Origin of the sequence: Streptomyces cinnabarinus (assembly GCF_027270315.1) — a bacterium.
Classification (GTDB): Bacteria; Actinomycetota; Actinomycetes; order Streptomycetales; family Streptomycetaceae; genus Streptomyces; species Streptomyces cinnabarinus.
On the sequence record NZ_CP114413.1, the window covers coordinates 7204070 to 7218935 of the forward strand.

At 73.9% G+C, this 14866-nt stretch carries 11 protein-coding genes; all 11 read left to right on the forward strand.

Annotated elements, in window-relative coordinates; all coding sequences use genetic code 11:
• The first annotated feature begins 13 nt into the window (after positions 1-13).
• Positions 14-1162 carry an ROK family glucokinase gene (locus tag STRCI_RS32580; protein WP_269664708.1) on the forward strand — a complete coding sequence of 383 codons (1149 nt, stop codon included), beginning with the start codon at positions 14-16 and terminating at the stop codon, positions 1160-1162.
• 2 nt (positions 1163-1164) lie between these two features.
• Complete coding sequence (locus STRCI_RS32585; RefSeq protein WP_269664709.1) at positions 1165-1758, forward strand: sugar kinase; 594 nt, start codon at positions 1165-1167, stop codon at positions 1756-1758.
• Positions 1759-1848: 90 nt separating this feature from the next.
• On the forward strand, positions 1849-4686 hold the full coding sequence (locus STRCI_RS32590; protein ID WP_269662541.1) for a DEAD/DEAH box helicase: 2838 nt from the start codon (positions 1849-1851) through the stop codon (positions 4684-4686).
• Positions 4683-6899, forward strand: a complete 2217-nt coding sequence (locus tag STRCI_RS32595) for an SWIM zinc finger family protein (protein WP_269662542.1) — start codon at positions 4683-4685, stop codon at positions 6897-6899. Before STRCI_RS32590 ends, STRCI_RS32595 begins: the two co-directional genes overlap by 4 nt.
• 499 nt (positions 6900-7398) lie before the next feature.
• Positions 7399-8358 (forward strand): ABC transporter ATP-binding protein, encoded by a 960-nt coding sequence (locus tag STRCI_RS32600; RefSeq protein ID WP_269662543.1) that lies wholly within the window; start codon positions 7399-7401, stop codon positions 8356-8358.
• A complete protein-coding gene (locus STRCI_RS32605) occupies positions 8355-9155 on the forward strand; it encodes an ABC transporter permease (protein ID WP_269662544.1) in 801 nt (266 codons plus the stop codon). Before STRCI_RS32600 ends, STRCI_RS32605 begins: the two co-directional genes overlap by 4 nt.
• Positions 9152-9961 carry an ABC transporter permease gene (locus tag STRCI_RS32610; RefSeq protein WP_269662545.1) on the forward strand — a complete coding sequence of 270 codons (810 nt, stop codon included), beginning with the start codon at positions 9152-9154 and terminating at the stop codon, positions 9959-9961. The genes STRCI_RS32605 and STRCI_RS32610 overlap by 4 nt, the downstream gene beginning before the upstream one ends.
• Before the next feature lie 323 nt (positions 9962-10284).
• Positions 10285-11505 (forward strand): M16 family metallopeptidase, encoded by a 1221-nt coding sequence (locus tag STRCI_RS32615; RefSeq protein WP_269662546.1) that lies wholly within the window; start codon positions 10285-10287, stop codon positions 11503-11505.
• On the forward strand, positions 11502-12305 hold the full coding sequence (locus tag STRCI_RS32620; RefSeq protein ID WP_269662547.1) for a hypothetical protein: 804 nt from the start codon (positions 11502-11504) through the stop codon (positions 12303-12305). The genes STRCI_RS32615 and STRCI_RS32620 overlap by 4 nt, the downstream gene beginning before the upstream one ends.
• Positions 12306-12319: 14 nt before the next feature.
• Positions 12320-13402 carry a hypothetical protein gene (locus STRCI_RS32625; RefSeq protein WP_269662548.1) on the forward strand — a complete coding sequence of 361 codons (1083 nt, stop codon included), beginning with the start codon at positions 12320-12322 and terminating at the stop codon, positions 13400-13402.
• 112 nt (positions 13403-13514) lie between these two features.
• Complete coding sequence (gene pcaDC / locus STRCI_RS32630; protein ID WP_269662549.1) at positions 13515-14843, forward strand: bifunctional 3-oxoadipate enol-lactonase/4-carboxymuconolactone decarboxylase PcaDC; 1329 nt, start codon at positions 13515-13517, stop codon at positions 14841-14843.
• The last annotated feature ends 23 nt before the right edge of the window (positions 14844-14866 follow it).

Consider the following 14866-nt stretch of genomic DNA (forward strand, 5'->3'; position numbering starts at 1 on the left):
AGAATCGGGCCTGATGAGCACCTACGGCACCTTCAACGCCCCCATCGGCTCCCGCCGCGCGCCGGCGCTCCGCACGGTGGGCACCCGTGAACGCCGCTCCCACTTGACGGCGCCCCGGGTCCCCACCGTCGGCATCGACATCGGCGGCACCAAGGTGATGGCCGGTGTCGTCGACGCCGACGGCAACATCCTGGAGAAGCTCCGCGCGGAGACCCCGGACAAGTCCAAGAGCCCCAAGGTCGTCGAGGACACCATCGTCGAGCTGGTGCTGGACCTGTCCGACCGGCACGACGTGCACGCCGTCGGCATCGGCGCGGCCGGCTGGGTCGACGCCGACCGCAACCGCGTCCTGTTCGCCCCGCACCTGTCCTGGCGCAACGAACCGCTCCGGGACCGGCTCGCCGGGCGGCTCGCGGTGCCGGTGCTCGTCGACAACGACGCCAACACGGCCGCGTGGGCGGAGTGGCGGTTCGGCGCGGGCCGGGGCGAGGACCACCTGGTCATGATCACGCTGGGCACCGGCATCGGCGGCGCGATCCTGGAGGACGGCCAGGTCAAGCGCGGCAAGTTCGGCGTCGCCGGCGAGTTCGGCCATATGCAGGTCGTCCCCGGCGGGCACCGCTGCCCGTGCGGCAACCGCGGCTGCTGGGAGCAGTACAGCTCCGGCAACGCGCTGGTGCGCGAGGCGCGTGAGCTGGCCGCGGCCGACTCCCCGGTGGCGTACGGGATCATCGAGCACGTCAAGGGCAACATCGCCGACATCAGCGGCCCGATGATCACCGAGTTGGCCCGGGACGGCGACGCCATGTGCATCGAGCTGCTCCAGGACATCGGCCAGTGGCTCGGCGTCGGCATCGCCAACCTCGCCGCCGCCCTCGACCCGTCCTGCTTCGTCATCGGCGGCGGTGTCTCGGCCGCCGACGACCTGCTGATCGCCCCCGCGCGGGACGCCTTCAAGCGGCACCTCACCGGCCGCGGCTACCGCCCCGAGGCCCGGATCGCGCGCGCCCAGCTCGGCCCCGAGGCCGGCATGGTCGGCGCCGCCGACCTCGCCCGGCTGGTCGCCCGCCGCTTCCGGCGCGCCAACCGGCGCCGGGTGGAGCGCCATGAGCGCTACGAGCGGTACGTGGCCTCCCGCCGTGCGTCGCAGGGGCCCGCGTGACCATGACCCCCGATCTGCCCCGCCAGGCCGAACCCGCGGACGAGCCGTCCCGTCCCGCCGAGGACCGGCGCCACATGATCCGCCGCCGCGCCCTGACCCTGCTCATCATCGGGCTGCTCATCGGCGTCCCGGCCGGCTATCTGGTGATCTCCGCCAACCAGAGCCGGGACAGCGGCAAGGACAAGGAGGCCAAGTACTCGGCGACGGGCCTCACCGAGGGCTGGCCGTCCAAGGTCCAGCGCCGCCTCTACCAGATCCCGATACCGCACCCGGCGAACCAGGTCGCGTACTACGAGACCAACAACTGGCGCACCAGCCGCCTCTACGTCCAGTTCCAGACCACGCACGCCGGTCTCGACGCCTTCCTGGCCGAACTGGGCCTGAGCCGGGACGACCTGGAGCGGGACGACATCACCATCGGCGCCCGCGACCAGAAGGTCACCGGCTGGAAGTTCACGGGCGAGGGAGCCCGGCCCGGCGACTACTTCGGACTGGTCCGCGAGCAGAAGAACCCGGCGCCCACGCAGGACATCGTGGTGAACACGGGCAACCCCGAGTTCCCCATGGTGTACGTCGTCTCCCGCACGGTTCCGTAACCCGGCCCGGGCCGGTCGCCGGGGCCGATTGTCAGACCCCGCCCGTAGAGTCGAAGACGTCTGATCCGACTCGGGGCAGGGAGGTGACACATGGGCGAAACGGCCGCGGTGGCCGAAGACGGCACGGGCGGTCCGCGTACGGCGGACTCGGTGCCGCTGCGCCTGGCCGCCGTCTTCCTGCCCGGACCGCTCCCGCGCGCGGGCCGCGTCGCCTTCTGGGACCCCGCGGACGGCCCCCTGCCCGCCGGGCCGGAGCCGACCGAACTGACCGTCGTACGGCCGCACGGATCAGGCGTGCGCCGCAGGTCCGCCCCCGCGCTGGCCCTCCCGCTCGACACCGCGCTGCCCCTCCTCGTACGGGCCCGCCGCGATCCCGCCGCCCACCCCGCCACGGCCGCCTGGGGCGCCGCCGCCCAGCACGCGCTGCGCCTCACCGCGCGCGGCCGCCTCCTGCCCGGACTGACACCCACCGGCCACGACGCCTGGCGCGCCGGTCCGCTCGACCCGGACGACATCGCCCACCTGCGGGCCATCGCCGCCGCCCTGCCCCACGAGGGCCACGCGGTGCCGCTGCCCGGCCCCGGCCCGCTCCGGCTGCCCGAGCCGGAAGCGCTGATGCGCTCCTTCCTGGACGCCGTCGCGGACACCCTGCCCCGCACCCCGGCCGCCCCGTACGCCTCCGGGAAGCCCTTCGCGGACCGTCGCCCGCAGCGCTTGCCCGACGCCCACGACTGGGCCGCCGAGGTCGCCGCCGGGATGGACGCGGGCGTGCGGATCTCCCTGCGGCTGGACCTGTCGGCACACGAACTCTTCGACGCCGAGGAGGGCGTGCGCAGCGCGGGCGCGGCGATCGTCCAGGTGCACAGCCTCGCCGACCCCACCCTGGTGGCCGACGCGGCGGCACTGTGGGCGGGCGAGGCGGACGCGGCCTTCGGCCCCCGCGCGCGGGTCGACGCGGCCCTCGCGGTGCGCCGCGCGGCCCGGGTCTGGCCGCCGCTGGACCGGCTCGCCGAGCAGGACATGCCCGATGTACTGGCGCTCTCCGACGAGGAGTTGGGCGATCTGCTCGGCGTGGCGGCGACCCGGCTCGCGGCGGCGGGCGTCGGGGTGCACTGGCCCCGGGACCTCGCCCAGGACCTGACCGCCGCCGCGGTGGTACGGCCCGCCCCGGGCTCGGCGACCGACGGCACCGGGTTCTTCGAGGGCGAGGAACTGCTCCAGTTCCGCTGGCAGTTGGCGCTCGGCGGGGAACCGCTCAGCGAGGCCGAGATGGACGCGCTCGCCGAGGCGCATCGCCCGGTCGTCCGGCTGCGCGACCACTGGGTGCTGGTGGACCCGGCCCTGGTCCGCAAGGCCCGCAAGCGCGAACTGGGCCTGCTCGACCCGGTCGACGCGCTGTCCGTGGCGCTCACCGGCACCGCGGAGGTCGACGGCGACACCGTGGAGGCGGTCCCGGTCGGCGCCCTCGCCGCCCTGCGCGACCGGCTCACGGCAGGAGTGCGGCCCGCCGAGCCGCCACCGGGTCTGAAGGCGATCCTCCGCGACTACCAACTGCGCGGGCTGGCCTGGCTGGACCTGATGACCACCCTCGGCCTCGGCGGCTGCCTCGCCGACGACATGGGGCTCGGCAAGACCATCACCGTCATCGCCCTGCACCTGAAGCGGGCCCGCACCGAACCGACCCTGGTGGTCTGCCCGGCCTCCCTCCTCGGCAACTGGCAGCGCGAGATCACCCGCTTCGCGCCCGGCGTCCCCGTCCGCCGCTTCCACGGCCCCGACCGCACCCTGGACGACCTGACCGGAGGCTTCGTCCTCACGACCTACGGCACCATGCGCACGGCGGCGCCCACGCTGGCGCAGCAGACCTGGGGCATGGTCGTCGCGGACGAGGCACAGCACGTCAAGAACCCGTACTCGGCGACGGCGAAGGCCCTGCGCACGATCCCGACACCGGCGCGGGTGGCGCTGACCGGCACACCGGTGGAGAACAACCTGTCCGAGCTGTGGGCGCTGCTGGACTGGACGACGCCGGGGCTGCTCGGGCCGCTGAAGTCCTTCCGGGCCCGGCACGCGCGTGCGGTGGAGAACGGCGAGGACGAGGAGGCGGTGGAGCGGCTGGCCCGGCTGGTGCGGCCGTTCCTGCTGCGCCGCAAGAAATCGGACCCGGGGATCGTGCCGGAGCTGCCGCCCAAGACGGAGACCGACCACCCGGTGCCGCTCACCCGTGAACAGGCCGCGCTGTACGAGGCGGTGGTGCGGGAGTCGATGCTGGCCATCGAGACGGCGGAGGGCATGGCGCGCCGCGGTCTGGTCCTGAAACTGCTGTCGGCGCTGAAGCAGATCTGCGACCACCCGGCGCTGTACCTCAAGGAGCCCGCGGCGGGGGACGGCCTGCTCGCCCGCTCGGGCAAGCTGGCGCTGCTGGACGAACTCCTGGACACCCTCCTCTCCGAGGACGGCTCGGCCCTGGTGTTCACGCAGTACGTCGGGATGGCCCGGCTGATCACCTCCCACCTCGCCTCCCGCGCGGTCCCGGTGGACCTGCTCCACGGCGGCACACCGGTCCCCGAGCGCGAGCGCATGGTGGACCGCTTCCAGGCGGGCGAGACCCCCGTCCTGGTCCTGTCCCTCAAGGCGGCCGGCACCGGCCTGAACCTCACCCGTGCCGGTCATGTCATCCACTTCGACCGCTGGTGGAACCCGGCCGTGGAGGAACAGGCCACGGACCGCGCCTACCGCATCGGCCAGACCCAGCCCGTCCAGGTCCACCGCCTCATCACCGAGGGCACGATCGAGGACCGCATCGCCGAGATGCTGGAGTCCAAGCGAGCCCTGGCCGACGCGATCCTCGGCTCCGGCGAATCGGCCCTCACGGAGCTCACCGCCCGCGAGCTCTCCGACCTGGTCTCCCTCCGGAGGACGTCATGAACCGCCCTTCGGAGGAGGCACGCCGCGCGCTGCGGGCGGCGCGGGACAGGGCGGCCGCCGGGGAGGGGGAGGGCGGTGCGAGGGGTTCCGGGGAGGCTGCTGAAGAGGCGGCGGTGACGCCGGAGGCAGCACGCCGCGCGTTGCGGGCGGCGCGGGACCAGGTGTCCGGGAAGGCCGAGGGCGACGAGGTCGCTGCGAGGGCAGCGGCGGTGGTGCCCGCCGAGGAGGGAGCCGCGAAGCCGGAGGGGGAGCGGGCGTCACGTCCGGCGGACGCGGCGCGCGCGGCACTTCGGCGGGCGGTGTCGGCTCATCGCCATGAGGGCGCCACGGGGCCCGGTGCGAACTCCGACGGCGCCGAAGAAGGCGACGCCTCCGCGGACGCCTCAACGGGCGGCACCGCCTACGAACACCGCGGTCACGCGGGTGGCGCCCCGCATGAGCGCTCGGCACGCGCCGGTGACGCCGCCCATGAGTACTCGTCACGTGCCGCTGACCCGTCCGAAGAGCACGCGGCGCGCCCGGATGCCGTCGCGAGCGCGAGCGACCTGGCCCGTCAACACCCGGGCCGCCCCGCGGACTTGGTGCGCGAGGCGCTCCGTGCCGCACGCCGGGACCGGAGCCAGGCGCCGGACCGGACGGAGCCGCCCCGCGCGGCCCGCCGCGCACCCCGGAACGACCCGGCAGCGGCCCGGGTCCGAGCCATGCGCGAACTCCTCGCCGACGCCTTCCGGTTGCCCGCGGACGTGGAATCGCCGGAGGAAGGCCCGACCGACCCCGACGCCACCGTGCGCCCCGGCGGATCCGCGCCCGACCGCCGGCCCCTCGACCTGCCGCACGCCCCCGCGTGGAGCGGCATCGGCGACCCGGACACCCAGGCCCCCGAAGCCGCGCCACCCAGCACTGCATCTCCCGCCCCCGCGCCTCCCACCGCCCCCCGAGCCCCCCAGTCCATGGCAGCCCCTTCCCGCGACGGCGAACTGCGGCGCACCTTCCCGGCGTTTCCGGCTCGGGGTGCCGGTGACGGCGGGTTCGCGGAGACGTGGTGGGGGAACGCGTGGGTGTCGGCCCTGGAGGAGGGTGCGCTGGACCCCAAGCGGCTTGCCCGGGGGCGGGGATATGCCGAGCAGGGGCATGTCGATGCCATCACCGTCACGCCGGGACTGGTCCTCGCGTATGTGAAGGGCAGCCGGCCACGGCCGTACCGGGTTCAGGTGCGGCTCAGGACGCTCGCCGACGCCGACTGGGAGCGGTTCCTGGACGCCGCCGCCGAGCGGCCGGGGCATATCGCAGCGCTGCTGGACAAGGAGATGCCGCACTCCCTGGCCGAGTGCGGGGTGCCGTTGCTGCCGGGGCCGCAGGACTTGGACCCCCGGTGCAGCTGCCCGGACTCGGGGCACCCCTGCAAGCACGCGGCCGCCCTCTGCTACCAGACGGCCCGTCTGCTCGACGCCGACCCCTTCGTCCTGCTCCTGCTGCGCGGCCGCGGCGAGCGCGAACTGCTCGACGCCCTGTCCCGACTCAGCGCGGCCCGAGCGGCCCGTGCCGCGCAGGACCAGGGACCGGCGCCGCTGCCGGGCGTACGTGCGAGTGAGGCGCTCGCGCCCCGCCGACTCCCGCCCCTGCCAGCGCCGTTGCCGGTACCGCCGCACCCTGAGCAGCCCCCGGTCTACCCGGCGGCACCGGGCGGCCCGGACCCGTTCGCGCTGGACCAGCTGGCCACCGACGCCGCCGCCCGCGCCCACGCGCTCCTCGGCACCGGCCGCGACCCGCTCGCCGAACTGACGCTGTGGCAGGACGCCGTACGACTGGCCGCGGCGCGCCCCGGTTCCGGACTCACCGCGGGAAGCCGCGCCCTGTACGCCGCGCTGGCCTCCGCCGCCGAGCGCACGCCCGCCGAGCTGGCGCGGGCGGTGGCCGCGTGGCGCCAGGGAGGGCCGGAAGGGCTCGCCGTACTGGAAGAGCCGTGGGATCCGCCCGCCGGTCGCTTCGACCGGGCCCGCCCGCTCCTTCTCGCCGCCGACCTCCCCGGCTTCCGGCCGTGGCGCAACCGCCTCACCCACCCGCGCGGCCATGTCCAACTCCGCCTGGGGCGCGACGGCTTGTGGTACGCGTACGAATCGGAGCCCGGCCACGAGGACTGGTGGCCCCGAGGCACGCCCGACCTGGATCCGGTCGGCGCCCTGACCGGTCTGGGCGGGCCCGCCGACCCATGAGGTCCGGGCCCACCGATGCATGAGGTCCGGACCAGGCCCGGTACCCCTCCAGCGGCTCCCGCATTAGCATGGTCGGCGACTCGACTGGCGCACGAGTCGCCGACCACCGCGCCGGCTGCCAGTCGTGTCCGGGGCCGCCTGGATCTCCCGCCTCACCGCCGAACGGGACTTCGGCCGTGACGGCAGAGGTCCTCGCACACACGAGGAGGGCAATGCCTGTCGTGGAAGACGCGAAATCCATGTCGAGTTCGCGAACGTCGTGCCGGCGATTATCGAGCCGTCCCCGACTCCTCGACCTGTCCCGACCGCTCGACCCGCCCCGACCTCTCGGCCGTCCTGGCCCTCGCCGATTACAGGTCCTGACACAGCCGCGATTACAGGTCCGATTACCGGCCCGTTCCCGCCCCCTCACGCCCCGCCGATTACCGGACCGACCTGATCCGCCCCCGCTCTCCCGCGCATCCGACCGACGGCCCCCGCCCCGCCGACGGGCGCCGCGATGAACGCCGTCGAAGTTCTGGGACTGCGCCGCGAGTTCCTGCCCTCGAAGGGCGGACGGAACCCCTCCCGCACCGCCCTCGACGGCATCGACCTCACCGTCGGGGAAGGCGAGGTGCACGCGCTGCTCGGCCCCAACGGCGCGGGCAAGACCACCCTCTGCAAGATTCTCGCCACCGTCCTGGTCCCCAGCGCGGGCACGGCACGCGTCCTCGGCCATGACGTCGTCACCGAACTCACCACCGTCCGCCCGCTGATCGGCTGCGTCTTCGGCGGCGACCGAGGACTGTACGGCCGGCTCTCCGCCCGCCGGAACCTCTGCTACTGGGGCGCTCTGTACGGCATACCGGGCCGTGAAATCCAGCCCCGCGCCGCCGAGTTGCTGGACCGCTTCGGACTCACCGCACATGCGGACGAGCGGGTGGAGACCTTCTCACGGGGCATGAAACAGCGGCTGCACCTCGCCCGCGGACTGATGCACGGTCCCCAGGTGCTGCTGCTCGACGAACCGACCACCGGCATGGACCCCGTCGCCGCGCGGGACTTCCGCACGCTGATCGGCGAACTGCGCGGCGAGGGCCGGTCCGTCCTGCTCACCACCCATGACATGGCGGAGGCCGAGACCGTCTGCGACCGCGCCACCCTCATCGACGGCGGCCGGATCCGGCACACCGCCACCCCGAGGGAGCTGGGCGCGCTGCTGTCCCGGCACGAACGCGTCGAGGCCACCGGCGTCCCGGCGCCGCTGATCGCCCGGCTGGACGGCAGCCCCGAGGTCACCTCCGTCCGCACCGGCCCCGACGGCACGACGGTGATCGAAGTATCGGAGCGGGGCGCGCTCGCACCGGTGCTGCGGCTCCTCGTCGACGGCGGTGTCACCGACCTGGCGACCACCCGCCCGAGCCTCGAAGAGGTCTACCTCCGGTTGATCGGCGACCGCGGCATGGAGGTCACCTCATGAGCCCCGTAAGTGCGGTGAGCCTGGTGAGCCACATGAGGTCCTTCCGGGCCGGACTGAGCCTCCAGGCCGCCCTGTTGTGGCGCTCTCCCGGCGAACTCCACATGCTGGCCACCGTTCCGCTGTACACACTCGTCCTGCTGGCCATGACCGACGCCCCCAACCGGCCCGGACTCGCCTCCACCGTGGTCATCGCCCCGACGCTGATGGCCCTGTGGTCGATGGCGCTGTTCACCGCCGGGGACCTGATCGACCGCGACCGTGCCGAGGGCACCCTGGAGGCCACCGTCGCCGCCCCCGCGGCCCTCGCGCCGGTCTTCACCGGACGCATCTGCGCGGTGACCGCGGCCGGGCTCGTCGCCTTCGCCGAGGCATGGGCCGTCGGCCTCTGCTTCGGTGTCCGGCTGACCGTGCACCATCCGCTCGTCCTTGTCACCGGCATTCTCGCGACCGCCCTCACCACCGCCTGCACGGCCGCGGTGATCGCCGCGGTGCTGGTGCTGACCCGGGGCGGGCGGCCGTACCAGAACTCGCTGAGCTTTCCGCTCTATCTGCTGTCGGGGATCGTCGTACCGCTGGGGCTGTTGCCGGAGTGGGTGCGTCCGCTCAGCCGGGTGATCTATCTGTCGTGGTCGGCCGATCTGCTGCGGTCCGCCTTCCGCCCCGAGGCGCCCGGTCGACTGCCCGTGCAGCTCCTGGCGTTGGTGCTGCTCGCCGCGGCCGGGCTCGGCTGCGCCACGCTGCTGCTGCGCCGGGTCCTCGCCCGGGTGCGGGTCCTCGGCACCCTGGGGCACGTGTGAACGCGGGTACGCGCTCCAAGGCGCTCCCCCTGCTCCGGCACGGCAGTGCCATCGCCCTGGCCGACCTCGCCGTCATCTACACGTGGAAGACCTGGCTGTTCGGCTGGCTGGTCCGGATGCTCAGCCAGGTCCTGTTCTTCACCCTGGTGGCACGCCTCACCGACGCCGGCGGCGACGAGGAGTTCCTCGTCATCGGCAACGCCCTCATGGTCTGCGCCATCGAGGCCACCATGGTCGTCGCCTCCAGCGCCTGGGAACGGTCCCTCGGCACACTGCCCCTGCTCGTCGCCGCGCCCACCCATCTCGCCTGGACCTTCGTCGTGCGCAGCCTCCAGTGGGTGCTCACCGGCACCGCGACCTCGCTCGTCGCGCTGTTCGTCCTCGGACCCGTCTTCGGTGTGCGGTGGACCCCGGGCAGTGCCTCGGCGGCGGTGGTCCTGGTGCTGCTCACCGCGCTCGGCACCTACTGCGTCGGCCTGGCCCTCGCCGCGCTCGTCGCCGACCGGCCGTCCCTGCGCAACCTCGTCTCCAACGTGGCGTACCTCGGCATGATGGTCGTCTGCGGGGTGCAGGTGCCGGTGGACTACTGGCCGGTGCCGGTCCAACTCCTCGCCCAGACCATCCCGTTGACCCATGAACTCGCCGCGCTGCGGGGCGTCGTCGACGGCGATCCGGCGGTACGGGTCCTCGGCCGGGCCGTGCTCGGCGTGGTCACCGGCGCCGGCTGGCTGGCCATGGCCGTGCTCGGCTTCGGACGGGTCGCCCGGCGGGGCCGGCGAACGGGAACGATCGAGTTCGGCACGTGACCCCACGCCCTCCAGCCCCTGAACCGCCGGTCCGCGGCCGTGCTCGCCACGGAGCGGTGCCGGTGGCCGGCCCCGAAGGCGCGAGCCCGGGGCCCGGCCGAGTCCCTCGAACCCGAGCCCGGAGAGGAGGTGCACACCCATGGAGCGCAACCACGCCACCGGCCTTCGGCCGCGTCTGGACAAGGTCAAGGTGAAGCCGGGCAAGTGACGGCCGCGCTGCCGGGAAGCCATCAGCTGCTTCCCGGCAGCGTTCCACCCCCGGACCCGGGCCCCGCGCCCCGGCCGGGAGCTCTTCCGAAACGAACGAAGGTGCAGGGATCGCGATGAGCGATGATCCGCCGGTAGCGGTGATCGGTGAGAGTGACGGGCGATGGCGCACCAGCACCCTGTGCCTGGCCGCCGACTTCGGGTCACGGGACGATCCGGCCGGACAGGGCGGCGCCGCGCACATGCTGGAACATCTGCTCATGTCGGCGCCGCTGGACGGCGGTCCCTCGCTGAGCGAGCGGATCGAGCGGCTGGGCGGACAGGCCAACGCCGTCACCGGGCTCGACCAGATGTTCTTCCAGGCGCAGGTGCTCAGCGCGCATGTCCCCGAGGTGGTCGGGCTGTTGACCCGGGCCGTCCTGGAACCCCGGCTCGACGACCAGGTGCTCGACACCGAACGGCAGGCCGTCCTCCAGGAGTTGGCCGCCGCGGACGCCGATCCCAGCGACACCGTGCAGGACGCCTTCCTGGCCGCCGTCTTCCCGGAGCACCCGCTCGGCCGACCGGTCGGCGGAACCGTCCAGGACATCGACGGGCTCACCCTCACAGATGTCCTCGCCGTCCACCGCGAGGTGCTGCTGCGCCGACGCATGGCTCTGGTGTGCACGGGCGGAACCGGTCCGATCGAAGCGGCGAAACACCTCGCCGCGCCAGAGACAGAGACAGAGACAAAGTCAAAGACCGCGACCCCGACAGCCCCCTTGGCCGAACTCACGCCCGGACCCTGGCGTCCGCACGAGGGCGGCTCCGGCGAGTTCTCCTGGTTCGCCACCGGCGGCCGCGCCCCCTCGATGAGCGACCCCCGGCGACACGCCTACAACATCCTCGCTCACCTGCTGGGCCCCTCCCCGTCGTCCCTGCTCTACCGCAGGCTGCGCGGCCGCGAAGGGCTCGTCTACGCCTTCTTCGCCTGGTCCCGCCACTACACGGAGGCCGGGGCCTGGCGGATCATGGCCGGGGTCGAGCACCACAACCTGGGCCGCGCCCAGGAAGTCGTACGCGAACTGCTCCTGGAGGTCGCCGGGCACGGACCGGAACCGGAGGACCTCGCCGTGGCGCGACGGCAGGCCGTCATGGAACTGGTGACCGGTGCCGAGCGGCCCTGGGACCACGCGATGACGCTGGGCCGGGAGACCGCGCTGGGCACCCGGCCCTGGAACGTGGAGGAGGGCATCCGCGCCCTGGAGGCGGTGTCCGCCGAGGAGGTCCGGAGCGCCGCCGCCGCGATCGCCGACCGCCAGATCACCGTCGTACGACCGACCGGGGAACCGGGATGACCGACGTGCGCGTGGACCCCGCGTACCTCGCCGCCTGCCGGGACGCCGATCTCCTGGTCCGGGTCGGCGAGGTGGAGTGTGTGCTGGGCAGGACCGAGGACGCGCTCACCGGGCGGGACTTCTGTCTCATCGAGTACGCCGATCCGCCGCCCGGCTCGCAGGCCGCGGCCGAGGCGCTGCGCGCGCACGCCGTCGCCGGCCATCCCGACGTCTCCGGTGTGCTGCTGCGCACCGGACCCGGGGTCCGGCTCGGCCCGCCGTGGGCCGAGCATCTGACCTATGTGCGCCATGACTTCGGGGGTACGACCGGGTCCGGACCGGAGGATGTGACCGTGCTGGCCGCCGGGCCCGAGCACGAGGAGCGGGTGCGGGGCTGGTTCGCCGACGCTTTCCAGACCGGGGCGGCCGAGCAGGGCGTCACCGTGCCCCGGGCCGACGCCGAGGCGCAGGCCGACGCGGTGCTGGCCGCGCCCGAGCGGGTCACGCTGGTCGCGACCGTCGCCGACGGCGAGCCCGCCGGGCACGCGACGCTGCTTCCCTTCACCGACGAGGTGACCGGGAACGAGTACCTGGAACTCTTCGACATCCTGGTCCCCGTCCCGTTCGAGACCCGGCCCCTCAGCCGGCTGCTGACCGACGCCGCCCTCGCCCGGGGCACCCGGGCCGGGCTCCCCCTGCTCGGCAATGTCGTGCACCGAACGGGCGCCCCGGGCCGGCAGCACAGCGCCCGAGTCGTCGCCGCGCTGCACCGGCGCGGCTGGGAGACCGATCACGTCTACTGGCACGCCCCCAACTCATGAGTCAGGACACCGATGTGACTGCGCCCACTGTCGATCTCGCCTTCTTCCGGCGCCTGTTCGACCTGCACGAGGACGAATCGCCGCGCGCGGTGGTGGAGGCGGCCGGCCGGATCTCGCCCGCCACGCGGATGCTGGTGGTGACGGCCGCCGTCCGCGAGGGAGTGATCGGCACCGGCTCCGCCGACGAGGTGCGCCGCCTCGCCGAGCGGACCGCGTTCTACTCCCGCCTCCGGCGCACGGCCGAACCGCTCGGCGCACGGCCGGTCAAGGGGTTCGCGCTCGCCCCGTGGTACCCGGACGACCTGCCCCGCCCGATGAACGACATCGACCTGGTCGTCCCGGACCGGACCGCCCTGTGGCGGGTCGTCGGCGCGCTCGCCGCCGAGTACGGCCCGACCGAGATGGACCTGACGATGTTCGGCGCGGAAGGCCGCCACTTCCTGGTGACGCTGTCCTGGCCGGCCGCCGATCCGCTGCTGGACTACGACCCCCGTGTGGAGATCTTCACCTGCGCGCTCACCGGCGACGGCGGCGCGGTTCCGCTCCGGCCGCGGCTGCCGGACGATCCGGTCGCCGCGGGGCTTCTCGCCGTCGCCGAGGAACGCTTCGAACGGCCCTTCAACGCCAAGGACCTGGTCGACGTGATGATGACGCTGACGCCGGAGCGCGACGTCGACATCCCCCGACTCGCGCGGCTCGCCGACGAGTTCAGGCTGGCACCCGAACTCCTGGAACTGCTGCGGCAGTGGGCGGACGTGGACCCCGAGGGCGCCGCCCGCCTCGACGCGCTGTTCAAGGACCTCGACCCGGCGGCGGTGCGTGAGGTCCGGCGGCGCGAGGAGTGGCTGAGCGAGGACACCGGGCCGAGCGGACCCGACGACCCGCGCACCCTGCACTACGGCATGCGGCTCACCCCGGTCGCCCCGGGCCCGCGTCCGGGCCGAGCCCCGGAGGCCGCCGAGCCGTACGGCTTCGAGGCCGGCAGCCTGCTGCTGACCCCGGTTGCCGACTTCCTGCTGGTACCCGGGGAGCTGGTCGCCCCGGCTCTGTACGAAGCCGCCCTCACCGCCCTCGCCGACCTCGGCCCGCGAGGGTAGGGGCGAGCCCGAATGCAAAGAATCTTCGCGGGGCCGTCACAAGGTGGGACGGCTTGCACGGGGTTGCGACCCAAGCACGTGAGAAATGGTGAGATGTGAGAGCGTGCAGGGCGTGAGTGAGAGCGTGACGAACACCTTGCAGTACCGCTTCGACGGGCCGGAGGACGCACCCGTACTGATTCTGGGCCCTTCGCTGGGCACCACCTGGCACATGTGGGACCGCCAGATCCCCGAACTGGTCAAGCAGTGGCGGGTCTTCCGGTTCGACCTGCCGGGACACGGCGGCGCACCCGCCTACCCGACGGGCTCCGTCGGCGAACTCGCGACTCGGCTGCTGGGCACGCTGGACGCCCTCGGCGTGCAGCGCTTCGGCTACGCGGGCTGCGCCTTCGGCGGCGCCATCGGCGTGGAGCTGGCCCTGCGGCACCCGGAGCGGATCGCCTCGCTCGCCCTGATCGCCGCCTCGCCCCGCTTCGGCACGGCCGACGAGTTCCGGCAGCGCGGCGTGATCGTGCGCACCAACGGCCTCGACCCCATCGCCCGCACCTCGCCCGAGCGCTGGTTCACCCAGGGCTTCGCCGCCGCCCAGCCCGCGATCACGGACTGGGCCGTACAGATGGTGCGCACCACCGACCCCGGCTGCTACATCGCCGCCTGCGAGGCGCTGGCCGCCTTCGACGTGCGGCACGAGATGGCCGGCGTCGGAGCGCCCACCCTCGTCCTGGTCGGCTCCGAGGACCAGGTCACCGGGCCCGCCGAGGCCCGCACCCTGGTCGCCGGGATCCCGGACGCACGGCTCGCCGTGGTGCCCGGCGCCTCCCACCTCGTACCGGTCGAGCAGCCCGCCGCCGTCACCGACCTGCTGGTCAGGCACTTCTCCACGGCCTGGCATCCCGCCTACGACTCCAGCGCGGGCCAGATCGCCATCCCCGCCGCCCCGGTGAAGCCGGTCCTGGCCACGGCACCGGCGGCACCGGTCGCGCCGATGGCACCCCCGCAGCCCGCGCCCATCGCCGAGATCGCCCCGGCCGTCGTCCCCGCCCCCGTGCCGGGCGGCCGTCCCGACCCCTACGACGCGGGGATCAAGGTGCGCCGCGAGGTGCTCGGCGACGCGCATGTCGACCGGGCCCTGGAGCAGGCGGACGACTTCTCCGGCGACTTCCAGGAGTTCGTCACCCGCTACGCGTGGGGCGAGATCTGGGACCGGCCCGGCCTCGACCGGCGCTCCCGCAGCTGTGTCACCCTCACTGCCCTGGTCGCCGGGGGACACCTGGACGAGCTCGCCTTCCACACCCGCGCCGCCCTGCGCAACGGACTGACGCCCACCGAGATCAAGGAGGTGCTGCTCCAGGCCGGCGTCTACTGCGGGATCCCGGCCGCGAACAGCGCGTTCACCGTGGCGCAGCAGGTCATCCGGGAGGAGACCACGCCGACCGAGTGAGCCCGCCCGGCGCCACGGGGGCA